Source organism: Lelliottia nimipressuralis, assembly GCF_004402045.1.
GTDB classification, from domain to species: Bacteria; Pseudomonadota; Gammaproteobacteria; order Enterobacterales; family Enterobacteriaceae; genus Enterobacter; species Enterobacter chinensis.
Map to the genome: position 1 here is coordinate 307,869 of NZ_SOMG01000016.1, position 18,836 is coordinate 326,704.

Sequence of the window (18,836 nt, forward strand, 5' to 3'; positions counted from 1 at the left end):
AGGTAATTATGTCCGTACTCGATCTAAACGCGCTTAACGAACTGCCAAAAGTCGAACGCATTCTGGCACTCGCAGAAACCAACGCCCAGCTGGAAAAGCTGGACGCCGAAGGGCGCGTGGCGTGGGCGCTGGAAAACCTGCCGGGAGATTACGTGCTGTCGTCGAGCTTTGGTATTCAGGCGGCGGTCAGTTTGCACCTGGTGAATCAGATCCGTCCGGACATTCCGGTGATCCTCACCGATACCGGCTACCTGTTCCCGGAAACCTACCAGTTTATCGATGAGCTGACGGACAAGCTCAAGCTGAACCTGAAAGTCTATCGCGCGACGGAAAGCGCGGCCTGGCAGGAGGCACGCTACGGCAAACTGTGGGAACAAGGCGTTGAGGGCATTGAGAAATACAATGAGATCAACAAAGTCGAGCCGATGAACCGCGCGCTGAAAGAGCTTAATGCACAGACGTGGTTCGCAGGTTTGCGCCGGGAACAGTCCGGTAGCCGCGCCACGCTGCCTGTGCTGGCGGTGCAGCGCGGGGTCTTTAAAGTGCTGCCGATTATCGACTGGGATAACCGGACGGTGTACCAGTACCTGCAAAAACACGGGCTGAAGTACCATCCGCTGTGGGATCAGGGCTACCTGTCAGTGGGCGACACCCACACCACGCGTAAATGGGAACCGGGAATGGCGGAAGAAGAGACGCGATTCTTTGGGCTGAAGCGCGAGTGCGGGTTGCACGAAGGGTGATGTCATTTTGCCCGGTGGCGCTGCGCTTACCGGGCCTACAAAGGCACGAGACGTAGGCCCGGTAAGGCGTAGCCGCCACCGGGCTTAACTACCTCAGGCTTTCCCCGCTTTTGCCAGCTCTTTCACCAGCGGCAGCATCACTTTCACAACATCCCGGCTGCGGTGTTCAATGCGCTGCGGCAGGGCGCTATCAATGTGCTGCTGATTATCCAGCATCACGTTATGCCAGCTTGTCCCGTTCGGGAAGGCTTTCGATTTGGCCCGCTGCTGATAGCCATCTTTCTTGCCCAATGCCCAGTTTGTCGCTTCCACGTACAGCACCGGAATGCCTGCCTTATCGAATACTTCCCCGTCGTTGCAACAGCCCGTACCTCGGGGATAGCCCGGGTTACCGCCGGGGTTGCTGGTGGCATAAACCCCGTGGCTGCGGGCAATCGCCAGTGCCCGGTCGCGCGTCAGTTTCCGCACGGTACCCGGCGTGCTCTGTCCGCTGTTGAAATAAAGCTTATCGCCGACGATCAGGTTATCGAGGTTGATCACCAGCAGCGTATTTTTCTTCTCCTCAGCGCTCATGCGCTTCAGGAGGTTCTCAGCGCCGAGTTTGCCCTCTTCTTCACCGCTGGTGGCAACGAAACGAATGCCATATTGGGTTGGAATATCTTTCATCCGCTCGGCCAGTTCGAGCATCACGCCCAGGCCTGCCGCGTTATCGTCCATACCCTGTAGCGTCAGCCCGCCGAGGTTGTTATCCGTATCGGCGTCACTCAACGGCGCGTAGGTATCCAGGTGCGCCATAATAATAATCTGCTCATTCGCGCTACCTTCATGCGCCGCAATAACCGTACTGCCGGTCACGTTATGCCAGTTTTTACTTTTATTTCTGGAGGTATAAACGTAGCGGCTGTGAAACGTGCGGATATCGCTCTGGTAACCCATGTCGGCAAACTGCTGGCGAATATAATCAGCGGAGAGCATTTCCGCCGGTGAGCCGGTCATGCGCCCAGGGAAGACGGTGGCAATATGCCGCGCCTGTAGATTGGCGATTTCACCATACGGTTGATTTTTTGCCTGAGCCGGAAGGATAAAGCAAACGCCGAGCGCCAGGGCTACGATACGGTGGCGCGTTGCGGAAAACATAGTGAGTCCTTAAAAACAGAGCAAAATTTTAACCCGCCTAGTATGAAACTGTGATCGCCCATACACAATTTGAATTGCTCTTAAATGCCCGAAATTTCGCGTGTTAAGCACTTTTTGATATTTGCTTTTTCATCGCGTTATTCCATTGAGTAACTACTCATTCCAATTCGTAATTTCATTCAGTCTAAGCCGCCCCCTATAGTCCCTCTATTCCTTGCTGTTAGTGAGTTGTTGCTTGTGGACTATCTGCCCTTATTTGCTGCGATTAAAGAGAAACCGGTACTGGTTGTCGGTACGGGTGAGATTGCCGATCGCAAAATCGCGTTTCTCAAGCGCGCAGGTGCGCAGGTGCAGGTCGTCACAGAGGCGGATTTCGATGAATCACAAATCGACAGCGTGGTGCTGGTGATTGCGGCGACCGAAGATCGCGAGCTGAACCGGCGCGTCTCCGACGCCGCTCAGGCGCGTTACCGCCTGGTGAACGTGGTCGACGACCAGCCTTTGTGCTCGTTTATCTTCCCGTCGATTGTCGACAGATCTCCGCTGCTGGTCGCCATCTCTTCCGGCGGCACCGCACCGGTACTGGTGCGCGTGCTGCGTGAAAAAATCGAAGCGCTGCTGCCAACCAGCCTTGGGCGTATGGCGGAGAAAGCCAGCTACTGGCGCAACCATCTGAAAACTCGCCTGACCAGCGTAACGGAACGCCGTCGCTTCTGGGAGCGCGTGTTTCGCGGCCGCTTTGCCAGCCTGATGCATGCCGGTAATGAGACGGCGGCGCAAAAAATCCTCGAAGACGAACTGGACAACCCCGGCAGTACGGGCGGGGAGATCATTCTGGTGGGTGCAGGGCCGGGCGATGCCGGGCTTCTGACGCTGCGTGGCCTGCAGGTGCTGCAGGACGCGGACGTGGTGTTCTATGACCATCTGGTCACCGACGGCGTGCGCGAACTGATCCGTCGCGACGCGGAGCAAATCTGCGTTGGCAAACGGGCTGGCGAACACTCCGTCCCGCAGCACGACACCAACCAGATGCTGATTGACGCCGCCAAAGCGGGTAAAACCGTGGTGCGCCTGAAAGGTGGCGATCCGTTTATCTTCGGCCGCGGCGGAGAAGAGCTGCAGGCGGCAGCCGAAGCCGGGGTGCCGTTCCAGGTGGTGCCAGGCATCACGGCGGCCTCTGCGGTAACGGCCTACGCCGGTATTCCGCTGACCCACCGCGATTACGCCCAGAGCGTGACCTTTGTGACCGGCCACTACAAGGCCGACAGCACGCCGTTTGACTGGTCGCACCTCGCCCAGAGCCGACAGACGCTGGCTATCTACATGGGCACGATGAAGGCGGCGGACATCAGCGAACAACTTATCCAGCACGGTCGCGCAGCGACGACGCCCGTTGCCGTCATTTCTCGCGGTACGCGCGTCGATCAGCACGTTGCTATCGGCACGCTTAACGATCTTGCAACCCTGGCGAAAGACGCCCCGATGCCCGCCCTGATCGTGGTGGGGGAAGTGGTGCAGTTGCACAGCACGCTCGCCTGGTTTCAGCACACAACCGACACAGAAGGCTTCGGCGCTTCTGTCATAAATTTGGCTTAAGGAACGGTTATGGACCAAAAACGTCTTACACACCTGCGGCAGCTCGAAGCGGAAAGTATCCATATTATCCGCGAAGTGGCCGCCGAGTTTTCTAACCCGGTGATGATGTACTCCATCGGTAAAGATTCCAGCGTCATGCTGCATCTGGCGCGTAAAGCGTTTTACCCAGGTACGCTGCCGTTCCCGCTGCTGCATGTGGATACCGGCTGGAAATTCCGTGAGATGTACGAATTCCGCGACCGTACCGCAAAAGCCTACGGCTGCGAGCTGCTGGTACATAAAAACCCGGAAGGGGTGGCGATGGGCATTAACCCGTTCGTGCACGGCAGCGCTAAACACACCGATATCATGAAAACCGAAGGGCTGAAGCAGGCGCTGAACAAATACGGTTTTGATGCGGCCTTCGGCGGCGCGCGCCGTGACGAAGAGAAATCCCGCGCCAAAGAGCGTATCTACTCCTTCCGCGACCGCTTCCACCGCTGGGACCCTAAAAACCAGCGTCCGGAGCTGTGGCACAACTACAACGGCCAGATCAACAAAGGCGAAAGCATTCGCGTCTTCCCGCTCTCCAACTGGACCGAGCTGGATATCTGGCAGTATATCTATCTGGAAAACATCGAAATCGTTCCGCTGTATCTGGCCGCTGAGCGTCCGGTGCTGGAGCGCGACGGCATGCTGATGATGATCGACGACGATCGCATCGACCTGCAGCCGGGCGAAGTGATCAAACAACAGATGGTGCGTTTCCGTACCCTTGGCTGCTGGCCGTTGACCGGCGCGGTGGAATCCAGCGCGCAGACGCTGCCGGAGATCATCGAAGAGATGCTGGTGTCGACCACCAGCGAGCGACAGGGGCGCGTGATTGACCGCGACCAGGCAGGCTCCATGGAGCTGAAGAAACGTCAGGGTTATTTCTAAGGAACCGCCATGAACACCACTATTGCTCAACAAATTGCCAACGAAGGCGGCGTGGAAGCGTATCTGCACGCCCAACAACATAAAAGCCTGCTGCGTTTTCTGACCTGCGGCAGCGTGGATGACGGGAAAAGTACCCTGATTGGCCGACTGCTGCACGATACGCGCCAGATTTACGAAGATCAGCTCTCTTCCCTGCATAACGACAGTAAACGTCACGGTACCCAGGGCGAAAAGCTGGATCTGGCGCTGCTGGTGGATGGTCTGCAGGCGGAGCGCGAGCAGGGCATTACCATCGACGTGGCCTATCGCTACTTCTCCACCGAGAAGCGCAAATTTATTATCGCCGACACCCCGGGGCACGAGCAGTACACCCGCAATATGGCGACCGGTGCGTCGACCTGCGAGCTGGCGATCCTGCTGATCGACGCCCGTAAAGGCGTGCTGGATCAGACCCGTCGCCACAGCTTTATCTCCACGCTGCTGGGGATCAAACACCTGGTGGTGGCGGTCAACAAGATGGATCTGGTGAACTTCAGCGAAGAGAAGTTCGAGGAGATCCGCCAGAGCTACCTGACCTTTGCCGAACAGCTGCCGGGCAACCTCGATATTCGCTTTGTGCCGCTCTCGGCGCTGGAAGGGGATAACGTCGCGTCCCAGAGCGCAAACATGCCGTGGTACAGCGGCCCAACGCTGCTGGAAGTGCTGGAAACCGTTGAAATTCATCGTGTGGTCGACACTCAGCCGATGCGCTTCCCGGTGCAGTACGTGAACCGTCCGAACCTCGATTTCCGCGGCTTTTCCGGTACCCTCGCATCAGGCTCCGTGAAGGTGGGGCAGCGCGTTAAGGTGCTGCCATCCGGCGTGGAATCGACTATCGCCCGTATCGTCACCTTCGATGGTGACCTGCAGGAAGCGGGCGCCGGTGAAGCGGTAACCCTTGTACTGAAAGACGAAATTGATATCAGCCGGGGCGACCTGCTGGTGGATGCCCAGGAAACGCTGGCCGCCGTGCAGGGTGCTTCCGTGGACGTGGTATGGATGGCGGAGCAGCCGCTGACCGCTGGTCAGAGCTATGACATCAAAATTGCCGGCAAGAAAACCCGCGCCCGCGTGGACGGCATTCAGTTCCAGGTGGATATCAACAACCTGACCCAGCGCGAGGTCACCGAACTGCCGCTGAACGGTATTGGTCTGGTGGATCTGACCTTTGACGAACCGCTGGTGCTGGATCCATATCAGCAGAACCCGGTGACGGGTGGGCTTATCTTTATCGACCGCCTGACGAACGTCACCGTCGGCGCGGGCATGGTGCGTGAGCCAAACGAGCAGGCGAACCTGGCATCTGAATTCAGCGCCTTTGAGCTGGAGCTGAACGCGCTGGTGCGTAAGCACTTCCCGCACTGGGGCGCACGCGATCTGCTGGGAGGCAAGTAATGGCCGCCCATGATGAGAACGTCGTCTGGCATCCTCATCCGGTCACCGTCGCCCAGCGCGAGCAACTCCACGGTCACCGTGGAGTTGTGCTGTGGTTTACCGGGCTATCGGGCTCGGGTAAGTCGACGGTCGCAGGCGCGCTGGAAGAGGCGTTGCATCAGCAGGGCGTAAGCACGTACCTGCTGGATGGTGACAACGTGCGCCACGGCCTGTGCAGCGATTTAGGGTTCAGCGACGACGATCGTAAAGAGAACATCCGCCGGGTCGGGGAAGTCGCCAGCCTGATGGCAGACGCCGGGCTGGTGGTGCTGACTGCGTTTATCTCTCCGCACCGCGCCGAGCGCCAGATGGTGCGCGAGCGCGTGGGTCAGGATCGCTTTATCGAAGTGTTTGTCGACACCCCGCTGGAAGTTTGCGAAGCCCGCGATCCGAAAGGGCTGTACAAAAAAGCCCGTGCCGGTGAGCTGCGCAACTTCACCGGAATTGACGCGGTATACGAAGCGCCTGAATCGCCTGAAATTCACCTGGAGGGCCAACAATTGGTAACAAATTTAGTAAGCCAATTATTAGACCTGCTCAGACGGGACGATATTATCAGATCCTGAGACGGTATCGTTCGGGAGCTGTCTTCCCGAACGATGAGTCACGGTCACAGGATTAGCTATGCGCAACAGTGAAAATTTTATCATCACCACCGGGTCGGAGCCGCTAGCGACCGACGACGAAACGACCTGGTCATTTCCTGGGGCCATCATTGGCTTCGTCTCATGGTTGCTGGCGCTTGGCATTCCGTTTCTCATCTACGGCGGTAACACGCTGTTCTTCTTTCTCTACACCTGGCCTTTCTTTCTGGCGTTGATGCCCGTGGCGGTTGTCGTCGGCATTGCGCTCCACTCGCTGCTCAACGGTAAGCTCCTCTACAGCACCGTGGTCACGATTGTGACGGTGGTTCTGATGTTTGGTCTGTTATTTTTGTGGCTCATGGGCTAACTTCAGCCATAATTCAAACCGTAACCAACTGTGTAACGATATTGTGCAGGACGATTCTGCGGAAAAAATGTGGTACATTTGCCCGCGATGTTGCGGCATCTCTGTTACCCCGGCGTAGTGCTCTGGGGAAGTCTTGGGATGATGATGCCGTTTTTCAGGGGGCAGGATGGGTAAACTAACGCTGCTGTTGCTGGCTTTGCTAATCTGGCTGCAATATTCGCTGTGGTTCGGTAAGAACGGACTGCACGACTATAGCCGGGTGAGCGATGACGTCGCGGCTCAGCAGGCAACAAACGCCAAACTTAAGGCGCGAAACGATCAACTCTTTGCTGAAATTGATGACCTCAATGGCGGGCAAGAGGCGATTGAGGAACGCGCACGCAATGAACTCAGTATGACTAAGCCGGGCGAAACCTTTTATCGTCTGGTTCCGGATGCGTCTAAACGCAATCAGGGCTCAGCACAAAACAATCGATAATCAGGCCCAGGATTACGACATGGCAGTAACTTTTTCGGACGTATGCGCCGTGGTGCCGGCCGCAGGTTTTGGCCGGCGCATGCAGACAGAATGTCCCAAGCAGTACCTCTCTATTGGCGATAAAACGATCCTCGAGCACGCCGTGGCGGCGCTGCTGGCGCACCCCAGGGTGGCGCACGTGGTCATTGCTATCAGTCCTGGCGATGCGCGCTTCGCGCAGCTTCCGCTGGCAAATCACCCACAAATTACCGTCGTTGACGGTGGCGCCGAACGCGCCGATTCCGTGCTGGCGGGCATTCAGGCTGCCGGAAACGTGCCGTGGGTGCTGGTGCATGACGCTGCGCGTCCGTGTCTGCATCAGGACGATCTTGCGCGCCTGCTGGCGCTGAGCGAAACCAGTAAAGTGGGTGGCATTCTGGCCGCCCCGGTGCGTGACACCATGAAGCGTGCCGAGCCGGGCAAACGGGCCATCGCCCACACTGTCGATCGCGTCGATTTATGGCACGCGCTGACGCCTCAATTTTTCCCCCGCGAGTTACTCCACGACTGCTTAACGCGTGCGCTCAAAGAAGGGGCGACCATCACGGACGAAGCCTCGGCGCTGGAGTATTGCGGTTTTCATCCTGAGCTTATTGAAGGGCGCGCTGATAATATCAAAGTGACGCGTCCGGAAGATTTACAGCTTGCGGAATTCTATCTTACCCGTTCGACCCATCAGGAGAAGGCATAATGCGAATTGGACACGGTTTTGATGTACACGCCTTTGGCGGAGAAGGCCCAATTATCATTGGCGGCGTGCGCATTCCTTATGAAAAAGGACTGCTGGCGCATTCTGATGGCGACGTGGCATTGCATGCGCTGACCGACGCGCTGCTCGGCGCGGCCGCACTGGGGGACATCGGCAAGCTGTTCCCGGACACCGACCCGGCGTTTAAAGGCGCTGACAGCCGCGAACTGCTGCGCGAAGCGTGGCGCCGCATCCAGGCTAAAGGCTACACCCTGGGTAACGTCGATGTGACGATTATCGCTCAGGCGCCGAAAATGCTGCCGCATATTCCGCAGATGCGCGTGTTTATTGCAGAAGATCTGGGCTGCCATATGGACGACGTCAACGTCAAAGCGACGACCACCGAGAAGCTGGGCTTTACCGGCCGCGGCGAAGGGATTGCCTGTGAAGCCGTAGCGCTGCTGGTGAAGGCAAGCAAATGACAGACTTCGACAACCTGACATACCTGCACGGTAAACCGCAGGGGAAAGGGGTGCTGAAAGCCAGCCCTGAAGATTTCCTTGTGGTGGAGGATCTGGGCTTTGAGCCGGATGGCGAAGGTGAGCATATCCTGGTGCGTATTCTGAAAAATGGCTGCAATACCCGTTTTGTGGCCGACGCGCTGGCAAAATTCCTCAAAATTCATGCCCGCGAAGTGAGCTTTGCCGGGCAGAAAGATAAACACGCAGTCACTGAACAGTGGCTCTGCGCGCGCGTTCCGGGCAATACGATGCCCGATTTAAGTAAATTTGAGCTTGAGGGCTGTAAGATACTGGAGTTTGCCCGCCATAAGCGCAAACTGCGTCTGGGCGCGTTGAAAGGAAACGACTTTACGCTGGTACTGCGTGAAGTGACCGACCGCGATGACGTAGAGAAACGCCTGAATGCCATCAGCGCGCAGGGCGTACCGAATTACTTTGGCGCGCAGCGCTTTGGTATCGGCGGCAGCAACCTGCTGGGAGCGTTGCGCTGGGCGCAAAGCGATGCGCCGGTTCGCGACAGGAATAAACGCAGTTTTTGGTTGTCGGCAGCCCGTAGTGCGTTGTTTAATCAGATTGTGAGCGAAAGACTGAAAAAACCGGACGCGAATCAAGTTGTTGTTGGCGATGCGCTACAATTAGCGGGACGCGGAAGCTGGTTTGTGGCAACGGCAGAAGAAATGGCCGATGTTCAGTCGCGCGTGGACGCCAAAGCGCTGATGATTACCGCCGCGCTGCCCGGTATGGGCGACTGGGGTCCACAGGGCGATGCGCTGGCGGCTGAGCAATCTGCCGTCGCGGATGCGCCAGAATTACAATCATTGCTGGTGCGGGAAAAAGTAGAAGCAGCACGCCGCGCGATGCTGCTCTATCCGCAGCAGTTAAGCTGGAACTGGTGGGATGACGTGACCGTTGAGTTACGCTTCTGGCTGCCGGCAGGTAGCTTTGCCACCAGTGTTGTCAGGGAACTTATCAACACCTCGGGTGATTATGCGAATATTGCTGAGTAACGATGACGGGATCCACGCGCCAGGCATTCAGACGCTGGCGAAACACCTTCGCGAATTTGCGGATGTGCAGGTCGTGGCACCCGATCGTAACCGCAGTGGAGCGTCTAACTCGCTGACGCTGGAGTCGTCGCTTCGCACCTTTACCTTTGAAAATGGCGATATTGCCGTGCAGATGGGCACGCCAACCGACTGCGTTTTTCTGGGCGTGAACGCGCTGATGCGACCGCGTCCGGATATCGTCGTTTCCGGCATTAACGCCGGGCCCAACCTTGGCGATGACGTGATTTACTCCGGTACTGTGGCGGCCGCAATGGAAGGGCGCCATCTCGGGTTTCCGGCGCTGGCGGTCTCGTTAAATGGCCACACGCACTACGACACCGCCGCAGCGGTGACGTGTTCGATCCTGCGGGCGCTTAGCCGCGAGCCGCTGCGCACCGGGCGCATCCTCAACATCAACGTGCCGGACCTACCCCTGAATGACATTAAAGGCATTCGCGTTACCCGTTGCGGGAGCCGGCACCCGGCCGATCAGGTGATCCCGCAGCAGGATCCTCGAGGCAACACGCTTTACTGGATTGGTCCTCCCGGCGATAAGTGCGATGCGGGTCCCGATACCGACTTTGCTGCCGTGGATGAAGGCTATGTTTCGGTTACCCCGCTGCACGTAGATTTAACCGCGTATAGCGCGCATGATGTGGTGTCGGGTTGGCTGGATCGCGCAGGAGTGAACGCGCAATGGTAAACAAACGTGTACAAACTCTTCTGGAACAATTACGCGCGCAGGGGATCCGCGACGAGCACGTGCTTGAAGCACTTGCTCAGGTTCCGCGTGAGAAATTTGTAGATGAGGCGTTTGAACACAAAGCGTGGGAAAACGTGGCGCTGCCTATCGGGCAAGGCCAGACGATTTCACAGCCCTACATGGTGGCGCGCATGACGGAGCTGCTGGAGCTGACGCCCGACTCCCGCGTGCTGGAGATTGGCACCGGGTCAGGGTACCAGACCGCGATCCTGGCGCATCTGGTGCATCATGTGTGCTCCGTTGAGCGGATTAAAGGGTTACAGTGGCAGGCGCGTCGTCGCCTGAAACAACTTGATTTACATAATGTTTCGACACGACACGGTGATGGATGGCAGGGTTGGCAGGCTCGCGCCCCGTTTGACGCTATCATCGTGACGGCGGCCCCGCCTGAAATCCCTGCTGCACTGTTGTCGCAGCTGGATGAGGGGGGCATTCTTGTTCTGCCTGTTGGGGACGAGCAGCAGCTTTTGAAGCGTGTTCGTCGGCGCGGCGGCGAGTTTATTATCGACACCGTGGAAGCCGTGCGCTTTGTGCCTCTGGTAAAGGGGGAGTTGGCCTGAGACTCGGAATTATCCAGGGTTATTAAGGCAAATTCAGCGTATGGTGTGGCGCGAAAGATTCGTGCCATCACGGTAAATTTTAAGTCACTGGTAGTTAACACATTCCTGGGGGATAAATGAGCGCGGGAAGCCCTAAATTCACCATCAGCCGTGTTGCGGCATTATCACTGGTTTCGCTCTGGCTGGCAGGCTGTACAAGTTCTAACAATGCTCCTGCGCCCGTCAGTTCCGTCGGCGGAAATAGCGGATCCGGTAACACGTCCAGCGGAATGTTGATCACACCTCCGCCTAAAATGGGCACTGCTTCGGCACAACAAAATCCGCCTATTCAGCCGGTTCAACGTCCGATAACGCAGCCGACACAGATTCAGCCAGTGGATCAGCCTGTTCAGACCCAGAATGGCCGCATAGTCTATAACCGTAAGTATGGGAACATTCCGAAAGGTAGCTATACCGGTGGCAGTACCTATACCGTCAAGCGCGGCGATACGCTGTTTTACATTGCGTGGATCACCGGGAACGATTTCCGCGATCTCGCCCAGCGCAATAATGTCCAGGCCCCGTACGGTCTGGAAGTCGGGCAAACGCTTCAGGTAGGCAACGCAACGGGTACGCCACTTACGCCTGGCAACACCGTTTCAGCGGCCGATGTGACTGCGCAAAACAACAGCGTTAAGCCTGCACAAAAATCCACCACGGTGGTTGCTTCACAACCTGTAATTACGTATTCTGAGGATTCAGGTGATCAGACTGCTAACAAAATGTTGCCGAATAATAAAGGGACTGCGACTGTTGTCACAGCACCGGTGACGGCACCTGTGGTTAGCTCTACTGAACCGACTGCCAGCAGTATGACATCCAGTTCGCCAATCTCTGCATGGCGCTGGCCAACTGACGGTAAGGTTATCGAAAACTTCTCTTCCTCCGAAGGGGGAAATAAAGGGATCGATATCGCAGGGAGTAAAGGACAGGCTATCATCGCGACCGCAGATGGGCGCGTTGTGTATGCCGGTAACGCTCTGCGCGGTTACGGTAATCTTATTATCATCAAACATAACGATGATTACCTGAGTGCCTACGCCCATAACGACACAATGCTGGTCCGGGAACAACAAGAAGTTAAGGCGGGGCAAAAAATCGCTACCATGGGTAGCACCGGAACCAGTTCTACACGCTTGCATTTTGAAATTCGTTACAAGGGGAAATCCGTAAACCCGCTGCAGTACTTGCCGCAGCGATAATTTGACGGGGCATGCCAGCCAGGGTGTCTCGTTCAGGGATCACGGGTAGGAGCCACCTTATGAGTCAGAATACGCTGAAAGTTCATGATTTAAATGAAGACGCGGAATTTGATGAGAACGGAGTAGAGGCTTTTGACGAAAAAGCCTTAGTAGAAGAGGAACCCAGTGATAACGATTTGGCTGAAGAAGAGCTGTTATCGCAGGGCGCCACACAGCGTGTACTGGACGCGACTCAGCTTTACCTTGGGGAGATTGGTTACTCCCCACTGCTAACGGCCGAAGAAGAAGTCTATTTCGCACGTCGTGCTTTGCGTGGTGATGTTGCCTCGCGTCGTCGCATGATTGAAAGTAACCTGCGACTGGTCGTGAAAATTGCCCGCCGTTACGGCAATCGTGGTCTGGCTCTGCTGGATCTGATTGAAGAGGGCAACTTAGGTCTCATCCGCGCAGTTGAGAAGTTTGACCCGGAACGCGGGTTCCGTTTCTCAACCTACGCGACCTGGTGGATTCGTCAGACCATCGAACGGGCTATTATGAACCAGACCCGTACGATTCGCCTGCCGATCCACATCGTCAAAGAGTTGAACGTCTATCTGCGTACCGCACGCGAGTTGTCCCATAAACTGGACCACGAGCCAAGCGCAGAAGAAATTGCCGAACAACTCGATAAACCCGTTGATGACGTAAGCCGTATGCTGCGTCTCAACGAGCGCATTACCTCCGTTGACACCCCGCTGGGTGGCGACTCCGAAAAAGCGCTGCTGGACATCCTGGCCGATGAAAAAGACAACGGCCCGGAAGACACCACGCAGGACGATGACATGAAACAGAGCATCGTCAAATGGCTGTTCGAACTGAACGCCAAACAGCGTGAAGTGCTGGCGCGTCGTTTCGGTTTACTGGGGTATGAAGCTGCAACACTGGAAGACGTCGGCCGCGAAATTGGCTTGACCCGTGAACGTGTTCGTCAGATTCAGGTTGAAGGTCTGCGCCGCCTGCGTGAAATCCTGCAGGGGCAAGGTCTGAATATCGAAGCGCTGTTCCGCGAATAAGCAACCTTTCGTCAAAAAAGGCCCGTCGTGAGACGGGCCTTTTTCTTTTGGGCTACGGCTGTGCTGTTTCGTGGAGCAGACGCCACGTTATCCGTTCGCCTTCCTGATTAAGCACCGCGGTTGACCAGCGCACATTGACGGGCTGGTCCGGCCGGGTTTGCGTCTCCCGATAATGAAGGACCGCGCCGTTGGTCCACGCCTGTCGGGTAGTTAATTCATCAATGACGATCTTCAGGCCGGCACGGCTTCCGCGCTGGCTCTCCAGGAAACGGGCCAGGGCCTGATAGTCGAAATGGATACCACCCGGCGGGATCATCAGAAAATCGGGATGGAAACGGGCGAGCAGGGTATCGAAATCGCCTTCGCCTTTGCCTAACCAGTTTTCAAGCGCAATGTGAAGGTCGATAATGTCGTGTTCGAAAGGCGTCATGAATTCTCCTGTCGCAGCTGGGTCAGCACCTGCGTATTGTTAAGACGAAAAACATACAGTACAGGCAGCAAGGTCATGCCTGCGGCAAAAATAAACATCCCATGCCATGCGGCGAGCGGTGGCAGCCAGACCTGCGCCAGGTTCAGCGCCTGTGCCAGCAGCAAGGCACCGACAAAAAAACTCAACTGACGATTGAGATTCCACAGGGCGCTGGCATCCGGCATCTCTTCCCGGCGCGTCGTCAGAAACGCGCTGCTCTGAGCCGTGCTGCTGCAAAGGCTTCCCCCGGCGCCCATCAGGGTAAACGCCACAACAGGTAGCAGTGTAGCCGAACTGACGTTAATCAAAAGCAGGATACCCGTCGCCTGCAACAGGCATCCGATGACGATCAGCGGACGGGGGCCGATACGGTTAAAATAACGTCCCGTCGCCGTGATGGCTATAAACGATGCCACGGACCACGGCAGCATGAGTATTCCCGTTGCGGCCGGGCTCATGTTCGCCTCGTGCTGAAGATAAAACATCCCCGTGACGTTCACCCCAATAAACATACCGGGCACGCAGACATAGACAAGCATGGAAAATCGCAAAAGCGGGTCCGCGAGCAAAGGCAGGTTTAGCAGTTTGGCCGCTTTCATCGTGGGAATTGCGTGTTTGAGCCACAGACAGGCCAGAGCAAAGGTCACGATGGCAACCGGGAGCGTGGCGAAAAATATCCATCGCCAGCTTAACGTTTGCACCAGCAGACCCCCGATAGTAGGGGAGCAGGCGGGAGCAAGCAATGCAACCAGCATGACCGCGGAGGAGAGTCGGGCACGCTCGTGAGGCTTATACTGTTGCCAGGTCAGCGCCTGTCCCACGGGGATCAATAAGCCACCACCCACGCCCTGCAGCACGCGCCAGGCGATCAGACTTTCAAGCGTTGCAGACAAGCCTGCTGCGGCTGAGGCTACGCTGAACAGAAAAAGCGAGAGCAGGATGACGCGCTTTGGCCCGATGCGGCGCGTCAGCACGGTGCTGAACGGGATCACCAGCGTCAGACCGGCAATGTACCCATTACTGACCCAGGCAAGCGCTGAAGGCGTGGCGTTAAAATCGTGAGCCATCGCCGGAAAGGCGACGCTGGCAATAAACATGTTGATCAGATCAAGAAAAAAGCCCAGCAGATAGACTGCGGCAACTTTGCTGCGATACGTCATGATGGATCCTCCGGTGAGGAGGCGTATCGTATCGGCCGGGTGAGCGCGGATAAACCTGACAAAGCGAGATATACTGTCAAAACTATTTTGACAGTAAAAAGAGTGACGATGATTAACTTACAGCGAACGCAGATGTTTGTTACGGTGGCCGACACCGGCAGCTTTACGGCGGCAGCGGATGCGATGGGCCTGACAAAAGCGGTGGTCAGCTTCAATATTCGCCAGCTCGAAGCTGAACTTGGCGTCACCCTGCTGCTGCGATCCACACGCCGTCTGACGTTAACCGAGGCGGGCGCGCTGTTTCATCAACGCAGCGTAGCGCTTCTGAAGGACGCCGAGCAATTGCAGGATGATGTCCGCGCCAACCATGCGGGGCTCACGGGAGAACTGAGGATCACGACCACGCCTGAGTATGGCGCACAGGTCGTGGTGCCGCTGCTGGCCAGGTTTAGCCACCAGCATCCGGATCTTCGCGTGCGCCATGTTTCGTCGTCACTACACGCCGACCTTATCTCGGAGCGCTTTGACGTGGCTATCCGGCTGGGAACGCTTGCCGATTCGCGCTACCACGCCGCGCTGATTTCGCACTTTTCTGTTCTCCCCGTCGCGACGCCCGAGTGGCTCGTTAATCATCCCATCGAATCGCTTGCGCAGCTGGCACAGGCCGACTGGATTATTCACGAGCGCCTCGCCTCGCCGCTGCGCTGGCAGGTGAAAGACGCCAGCGGCGCGCCTGAAACGCTGGAGATAAAAAAAGCGCCGCGTTTGTTTGCCGATAGCGCTCAGGCGCTCATGGCCTTTGCGCTTGCGGGTGGTGGGGTAGCGTTATTGCCGGAATGGCTGGCGCGCGATGCGCTTGATGCGGGAAAACTGGTCCCGGTTTTACCGGAATATACCTTTGCACAGCAGGGCATCTATGCGGTGTATCCTGATGCCCGACATGTGCCAGCGAAAGTGCGCACCTTTATTGATTTTATGCGCACCAGCGTAAATTAACCGTGCATCATCTTTTTGATAAGCGCGGAGAATTGCTCCCGCTCGGCTTGAGTGAGACGTCCTAAAAACGCCTCATCCACCGCGTTGCCCATCGGTTTACAGCCTGCAAGCAGGGCTTCACCTTCTGGCGTCAGGAACACAAACCGGCGGCGCTTATCTGCTGGATCGTGCTCGCGTTTGACCAGCCCGCGTGCCTCCATGCGGCCGAGCATTTCCGCCAGGGTCGCTTTCGTGCTAACCGCCACTTCGGTCAATGCCACCTGTTCAATACCCGGGTGCTCGGCAATTGAGCGCATAACCGCATACTGCGGCTTGGTCAGTTCCGGTAAGGCATGTTGCCACTGCGCGGTATGCTGTTGAAAAAGCTGACGTAACAGGTGGAACGCCTCTTGTCTTAGTTCCATGAACACTCCGACGGAAAAAATCTCCCTCTATGATAGCCGCTATTGCTCTGGATTTTAACGCGGCATTTTTTAGCCATTAGTGTGATCGTATGCGAACGATCTTGTCAGAAAAACGATCCGGGAGTAGTTTATTTATAACGTTCGTGTGCGAACAAGATGATTGAGGTGCTGAATGAGATTGATCGTGGGAATGACGGGAGCGACGGGCGCTCCGCTGGGCGTGGCGCTGCTACAGGCGCTGCGGGAAATGCCGGAGGTGGAGACCCACCTGGTTATGTCGAAGTGGGCAAAAACCACCATTGAGCTGGAAACACCCTACACCGCGCAGGACGTTGCCGCCCTGGCTGACGTTGCCCACAGTCCGGCTGACCAGGCCGCCACCATCTCCTCCGGTTCGTTTCGCACCGACGGCATGATTGTCATTCCCTGCAGCATGAAAACGCTGGCGGGTATCCGCGCCGGCTACGCCGAAGGGCTGGTGGGCCGCGCGGCAGACGTGGTGCTGAAAGAGGGGCGCAAGCTGGTGCTGGTTCCCCGTGAAACGCCGCTGAGTACCATTCATCTGGAGAACATGCTTGCGCTTTCCCGCATGGGCGTGGCGATGGTGCCTCCCATGCCTGCTTATTACAACCATCCGCAAACCGTCGATGACATTACCCAGCATATCGTGACGCGCGTACTCGACCAGTTTGGTCTGGAGCATAAAAAAGCGCGCCGCTGGAACGGGCTGCGCGAGGCGAAACATTTTTCACAGGAGACTAAAGATGGCATTTGATGATTTGAGAAGCTTCCTGCAGGCGCTCGATGAGCAAGGGCAACTGCTGAAAATTGAGGAAGAGGTAAGTGCCGAGCCGGATCTGGCGGCGGCAGCCAACGCGACGGGACGCATCGGTGACGGTGCGCCTGCGCTGTGGTTCGATAATATTCGCGGTTTCACCGATGCCCGCGTGGTGATGAACACGATTGGCTCCTGGCAGAACCACGCCATTTCGATGGGGCTACCGCCGAATACCCCGGTGAAAAAGCAGATCGACGAGTTTATTCGCCGCTGGGATAAATTCCCCGTCACACCGGAGCGCCGTGCAAACCCGGCCTGGGCGCAGAATACGGTTGATGGTGAAGACATTAACCTGTTCGACATCCTGCCGCTGTTTCGCCTGAATGACGGGGACGGGGGCTTTTATCTCGACAAAGCGTGCGTTGTCTCGCGCGATCCGCTCGACCCGGATAACTTCGGCAAGCAGAACGTCGGGATCTATCGCATGGAAGTGAAGGGCAAGCGTAAGCTTGGCCTGCAACCGGTACCGATGCACGATATCGCCCTGCATCTGCACAAAGCGGAAGAGCGTGGTGAAGACCTTCCGATTGCGATTACGCTGGGCAACGATCCGATCATCACCCTGATGGGCGCGACGCCGCTGAAATACGATCAATCCGAGTATGAAATGGCGGGAGCGCTGCGTGAAACTCCGTACCCCATTGCGACCGCGCCGCTGACCGGCTTTGATGTACCCTGGGGCTCTGAAGTGATTCTGGAAGGGGTCATTGAGAGCCGTAAACGTGAAATCGAAGGACCGTTCGGTGAGTTTACCGGCCACTATTCGGGTGGTCGTAATATGACGGTCGTCCGTATTGATAAAGTCTCGTACCGTACCAAACCGATTTTCGAATCCCTCTACCTCGGCATGCCGTGGACCGAGATTGACTATCTGATGGGGCCAGCCACCTGTGTGCCACTTTACCAGCAGCTGAAAGCGGAATTCCCTGAAGTGCAGGCGGTGAACGCCATGTACACCCACGGTCTGCTGGCGATTATTTCCACCAAAAAGCGTTACGGCGGTTTTGCCCGCGCGGTCGGTTTACGCGCCATGACCACGCCGCATGGTCTGGGCTACGTGAAGATGGTGATTATGGTGGATGAGGACGTTGATCCATTCAACCTCCCGCAGGTGATGTGGGCGCTGTCATCGAAAGTGAACCCGGCAGGGGATCTGGTACAGCTGCCGAACATGTCGGTGCTTGAACTCGACCCGGGCTCCAGCCCGGCGGGCATTACCGACAAACTGATTATCGATGCCACCACGCCTGTCGCGCCGGACACCCGTGGTCACTATAGCCAGCCGGTACAGGATCTCCCTGAAACCAAAGCCTGGGCTGAAAAACTGACCGCCATGCTGGCTGCACGTCAATAAGGAGGAAAAGATGATTTGTCCACGTTGTGCCGATGAGCATATTGAAGTGATGGCGACGTCGCCGGTGAAAGGGGCCTGGAAGGTTTATCAGTGCCAGCACTGTCTGTATACCTGGCGCGATACCGAACCGCTGCGTCGTACCAGCCGCGAGCACTACCCTGAAGCGTTTCGCATGACGCAGAAGGATATTGACGAGGCACCGCAGGTGCCGACCATTCCACCGTTGCTGTAAAAAAGCCCGGTGGCGCTGCGCTTACCGGGCGATAACATCGTGCGGTCTTTTGCCCGGTGGCGGCTGGGGGGGGGCGGGGGGGCGGGGGGTGTTTGGGGGGGGGGGGGGGGCGGGCCCCCCCCCCAACAACCCCCCGGAAAAAAAAACACACGCGGGGGGCCCGTAAAACACCAGTAC

General features: G+C 57.0%; 22 protein-coding genes. 18 read left to right on the plus strand and 4 right to left on the minus strand.

The window, feature by feature from the left end; all coding sequences use genetic code 11:
* The first annotated feature begins 8 nt into the window (after nucleotides 1–8).
* Entirely contained in the window at nucleotides 9–743 is a 735-nt protein-coding gene (gene cysH, locus E3U32_RS11550; RefSeq protein ID WP_134348895.1) for a phosphoadenosine phosphosulfate reductase, read from the plus strand.
* A gap of 93 nt (nucleotides 744–836) precedes the next feature.
* Here the strand turns inward: cysH and E3U32_RS11555 are convergent, their stop codons facing one another.
* Nucleotides 837–1,880, minus strand: a complete 1,044-nt coding sequence (locus E3U32_RS11555; protein WP_134348896.1) for an aminopeptidase — start codon at nucleotides 1,878–1,880, stop codon at nucleotides 837–839.
* A gap of 237 nt (nucleotides 1,881–2,117) precedes the next feature.
* Between E3U32_RS11555 and cysG the strand changes: the two genes are divergently transcribed.
* The 13 genes from cysG (at nucleotide 2,118) to rpoS (ending at nucleotide 13,206) form a co-directional block, all read left to right on the plus strand.
* The gene (cysG, locus tag E3U32_RS11560; protein ID WP_134348897.1) at nucleotides 2,118–3,476 is read left to right on the plus strand and encodes a siroheme synthase CysG; all 1,359 of its coding nucleotides are present in this window, start codon (nucleotides 2,118–2,120) and stop codon (nucleotides 3,474–3,476) included.
* 9 nt (nucleotides 3,477–3,485) lie between these two features.
* Complete coding sequence (gene cysD / locus E3U32_RS11565) at nucleotides 3,486–4,394, plus strand: sulfate adenylyltransferase subunit CysD (RefSeq protein ID WP_010434549.1); 909 nt, start codon at nucleotides 3,486–3,488, stop codon at nucleotides 4,392–4,394.
* Nucleotides 4,395–4,403: 9 nt separating this feature from the next.
* A complete protein-coding gene (gene cysN, locus E3U32_RS11570) occupies nucleotides 4,404–5,828 on the plus strand; it encodes a sulfate adenylyltransferase subunit CysN (protein ID WP_134348898.1) in 1,425 nt (474 codons plus the stop codon).
* Nucleotides 5,828–6,433 (plus strand): adenylyl-sulfate kinase, encoded by a 606-nt coding sequence (gene cysC / locus E3U32_RS11575; RefSeq protein ID WP_021241908.1) that lies wholly within the window; start codon nucleotides 5,828–5,830, stop codon nucleotides 6,431–6,433. Before cysN ends, cysC begins: the two co-directional genes overlap by 1 nt.
* Before the next feature lie 58 nt (nucleotides 6,434–6,491).
* Nucleotides 6,492–6,818 (plus strand): DUF3561 family protein, encoded by a 327-nt coding sequence (locus E3U32_RS11580; protein ID WP_134348899.1) that lies wholly within the window; start codon nucleotides 6,492–6,494, stop codon nucleotides 6,816–6,818.
* A gap of 166 nt (nucleotides 6,819–6,984) precedes the next feature.
* A complete protein-coding gene (ftsB, locus tag E3U32_RS11585; RefSeq protein ID WP_008499609.1) occupies nucleotides 6,985–7,296 on the plus strand; it encodes a cell division protein FtsB in 312 nt (103 codons plus the stop codon).
* Nucleotides 7,297–7,315: 19 nt separating this feature from the next.
* Nucleotides 7,316–8,026, plus strand: a complete 711-nt coding sequence (ispD, locus tag E3U32_RS11590; RefSeq protein ID WP_134348900.1) for a 2-C-methyl-D-erythritol 4-phosphate cytidylyltransferase — start codon at nucleotides 7,316–7,318, stop codon at nucleotides 8,024–8,026.
* A complete protein-coding gene (gene ispF, locus E3U32_RS11595) occupies nucleotides 8,026–8,505 on the plus strand; it encodes a 2-C-methyl-D-erythritol 2,4-cyclodiphosphate synthase (protein ID WP_008499607.1) in 480 nt (159 codons plus the stop codon). The genes ispD and ispF overlap by 1 nt, the downstream gene beginning before the upstream one ends.
* Nucleotides 8,502–9,551 carry a tRNA pseudouridine(13) synthase TruD gene (gene truD / locus E3U32_RS11600; protein WP_134348901.1) on the plus strand — a complete coding sequence of 350 codons (1,050 nt, stop codon included), beginning with the start codon at nucleotides 8,502–8,504 and terminating at the stop codon, nucleotides 9,549–9,551. Before ispF ends, truD begins: the two co-directional genes overlap by 4 nt.
* The gene (gene surE, locus E3U32_RS11605; RefSeq protein ID WP_134348902.1) at nucleotides 9,532–10,293 is read left to right on the plus strand and encodes a 5'/3'-nucleotidase SurE; all 762 of its coding nucleotides are present in this window, start codon (nucleotides 9,532–9,534) and stop codon (nucleotides 10,291–10,293) included. The genes truD and surE overlap by 20 nt, the downstream gene beginning before the upstream one ends.
* Complete coding sequence (locus tag E3U32_RS11610; RefSeq protein ID WP_134348903.1) at nucleotides 10,287–10,913, plus strand: protein-L-isoaspartate(D-aspartate) O-methyltransferase; 627 nt, start codon at nucleotides 10,287–10,289, stop codon at nucleotides 10,911–10,913. Before surE ends, E3U32_RS11610 begins: the two co-directional genes overlap by 7 nt.
* A 116-nt stretch (nucleotides 10,914–11,029) precedes the next feature.
* The gene (gene nlpD / locus E3U32_RS11615) at nucleotides 11,030–12,154 is read left to right on the plus strand and encodes a murein hydrolase activator NlpD (protein WP_134348904.1); all 1,125 of its coding nucleotides are present in this window, start codon (nucleotides 11,030–11,032) and stop codon (nucleotides 12,152–12,154) included.
* 59 nt (nucleotides 12,155–12,213) lie between these two features.
* Nucleotides 12,214–13,206 carry an RNA polymerase sigma factor RpoS gene (gene rpoS / locus E3U32_RS11620; protein ID WP_008499600.1) on the plus strand — a complete coding sequence of 331 codons (993 nt, stop codon included), beginning with the start codon at nucleotides 12,214–12,216 and terminating at the stop codon, nucleotides 13,204–13,206.
* A gap of 52 nt (nucleotides 13,207–13,258) precedes the next feature.
* Here the strand turns inward: rpoS and E3U32_RS11625 are convergent, their stop codons facing one another.
* On the minus strand, nucleotides 13,259–13,636 hold the full coding sequence (locus tag E3U32_RS11625; RefSeq protein ID WP_134348905.1) for a DUF4440 domain-containing protein: 378 nt from the start codon (nucleotides 13,634–13,636) through the stop codon (nucleotides 13,259–13,261).
* Nucleotides 13,633–14,835: an MFS transporter gene (locus E3U32_RS11630; RefSeq protein WP_134348906.1), complete on the minus strand. Its 1,203-nt coding sequence runs from the start codon at nucleotides 14,833–14,835 to the stop codon at nucleotides 13,633–13,635. Before E3U32_RS11630 ends, E3U32_RS11625 begins: the two co-directional genes overlap by 4 nt.
* 108 nt (nucleotides 14,836–14,943) lie before the next feature.
* On the opposite strand from E3U32_RS11630, the gene E3U32_RS11635 reads away from it, so the two are divergent.
* Nucleotides 14,944–15,831, plus strand: a complete 888-nt coding sequence (locus E3U32_RS11635; protein WP_134348907.1) for a LysR family transcriptional regulator — start codon at nucleotides 14,944–14,946, stop codon at nucleotides 15,829–15,831.
* Here the strand turns inward: E3U32_RS11635 and E3U32_RS11640 are convergent.
* Nucleotides 15,828–16,235 carry a MarR family winged helix-turn-helix transcriptional regulator gene (locus tag E3U32_RS11640; RefSeq protein ID WP_134348908.1) on the minus strand — a complete coding sequence of 136 codons (408 nt, stop codon included), beginning with the start codon at nucleotides 16,233–16,235 and terminating at the stop codon, nucleotides 15,828–15,830. The two genes, E3U32_RS11635 and E3U32_RS11640, sit on opposite strands and share 4 nt — an antisense overlap.
* Before the next feature lie 172 nt (nucleotides 16,236–16,407).
* On the opposite strand from E3U32_RS11640, the gene E3U32_RS11645 reads away from it, so the two are divergent.
* From E3U32_RS11645 to E3U32_RS11655, 3 genes are read left to right on the plus strand one after another with little or no spacing between them, the layout of a single operon-like run.
* Nucleotides 16,408–17,010, plus strand: coding sequence for a non-oxidative hydroxyarylic acid decarboxylases subunit B (locus tag E3U32_RS11645; RefSeq protein WP_134348909.1), 603 nt, complete (start codon nucleotides 16,408–16,410; stop codon nucleotides 17,008–17,010).
* Nucleotides 17,000–18,427, plus strand: a complete 1,428-nt coding sequence (locus E3U32_RS11650; protein WP_134348910.1) for a non-oxidative hydroxyarylic acid decarboxylases subunit C — start codon at nucleotides 17,000–17,002, stop codon at nucleotides 18,425–18,427. The genes E3U32_RS11645 and E3U32_RS11650 overlap by 11 nt, the downstream gene beginning before the upstream one ends.
* 10 nt (nucleotides 18,428–18,437) lie before the next feature.
* Nucleotides 18,438–18,659: a non-oxidative hydroxyarylic acid decarboxylases subunit D gene (locus tag E3U32_RS11655; protein ID WP_134348911.1), complete on the plus strand. Its 222-nt coding sequence runs from the start codon at nucleotides 18,438–18,440 to the stop codon at nucleotides 18,657–18,659.
* Nucleotides 18,660–18,836: the final 177 nt, after the last annotated feature.

What these genes read in the sequence shown, in the direction of transcription:
- cysH (WP_134348895.1), top strand. Translation starts at nt 9, where the DNA reads ATGTCCGTACTCGATCTAAACGCGCTTAACGAACTGCCAAAAGTCGAA.
- E3U32_RS11645 (WP_134348909.1), top strand. Translation starts at nt 16,408, where the DNA reads ATGAGATTGATCGTGGGAATGACGGGAGCGACGGGCGCTCCGCTGGGC.
- truD (WP_134348901.1), top strand. Translation starts at nt 8,502, where the DNA reads ATGACAGACTTCGACAACCTGACATACCTGCACGGTAAACCGCAGGGG.
- rpoS (WP_008499600.1), top strand. Translation starts at nt 12,214, where the DNA reads ATGAGTCAGAATACGCTGAAAGTTCATGATTTAAATGAAGACGCGGAA.
- E3U32_RS11625 (WP_134348905.1), bottom strand. Translation starts at nt 13,636, where the DNA reads ATGACGCCTTTCGAACACGACATTATCGACCTTCACATTGCGCTTGAA.
- E3U32_RS11630 (WP_134348906.1), bottom strand. Translation starts at nt 14,835, where the DNA reads ATGACGTATCGCAGCAAAGTTGCCGCAGTCTATCTGCTGGGCTTTTTT.
- ftsB (WP_008499609.1), top strand. Translation starts at nt 6,985, where the DNA reads ATGGGTAAACTAACGCTGCTGTTGCTGGCTTTGCTAATCTGGCTGCAA.
- nlpD (WP_134348904.1), top strand. Translation starts at nt 11,030, where the DNA reads ATGAGCGCGGGAAGCCCTAAATTCACCATCAGCCGTGTTGCGGCATTA.
- E3U32_RS11640 (WP_134348908.1), bottom strand. Translation starts at nt 16,235, where the DNA reads ATGGAACTAAGACAAGAGGCGTTCCACCTGTTACGTCAGCTTTTTCAA.
- E3U32_RS11655 (WP_134348911.1), top strand. Translation starts at nt 18,438, where the DNA reads ATGATTTGTCCACGTTGTGCCGATGAGCATATTGAAGTGATGGCGACG.
- cysN (WP_134348898.1), top strand. Translation starts at nt 4,404, where the DNA reads ATGAACACCACTATTGCTCAACAAATTGCCAACGAAGGCGGCGTGGAA.
- E3U32_RS11580 (WP_134348899.1), top strand. Translation starts at nt 6,492, where the DNA reads ATGCGCAACAGTGAAAATTTTATCATCACCACCGGGTCGGAGCCGCTA.
- cysC (WP_021241908.1), top strand. Translation starts at nt 5,828, where the DNA reads ATGGCCGCCCATGATGAGAACGTCGTCTGGCATCCTCATCCGGTCACC.
- E3U32_RS11555 (WP_134348896.1), bottom strand. Translation starts at nt 1,880, where the DNA reads ATGTTTTCCGCAACGCGCCACCGTATCGTAGCCCTGGCGCTCGGCGTT.
- cysD (WP_010434549.1), top strand. Translation starts at nt 3,486, where the DNA reads ATGGACCAAAAACGTCTTACACACCTGCGGCAGCTCGAAGCGGAAAGT.
- E3U32_RS11650 (WP_134348910.1), top strand. Translation starts at nt 17,000, where the DNA reads ATGGCATTTGATGATTTGAGAAGCTTCCTGCAGGCGCTCGATGAGCAA.
- surE (WP_134348902.1), top strand. Translation starts at nt 9,532, where the DNA reads ATGCGAATATTGCTGAGTAACGATGACGGGATCCACGCGCCAGGCATT.
- E3U32_RS11610 (WP_134348903.1), top strand. Translation starts at nt 10,287, where the DNA reads ATGGTAAACAAACGTGTACAAACTCTTCTGGAACAATTACGCGCGCAG.
- ispF (WP_008499607.1), top strand. Translation starts at nt 8,026, where the DNA reads ATGCGAATTGGACACGGTTTTGATGTACACGCCTTTGGCGGAGAAGGC.
- E3U32_RS11635 (WP_134348907.1), top strand. Translation starts at nt 14,944, where the DNA reads ATGATTAACTTACAGCGAACGCAGATGTTTGTTACGGTGGCCGACACC.
- ispD (WP_134348900.1), top strand. Translation starts at nt 7,316, where the DNA reads ATGGCAGTAACTTTTTCGGACGTATGCGCCGTGGTGCCGGCCGCAGGT.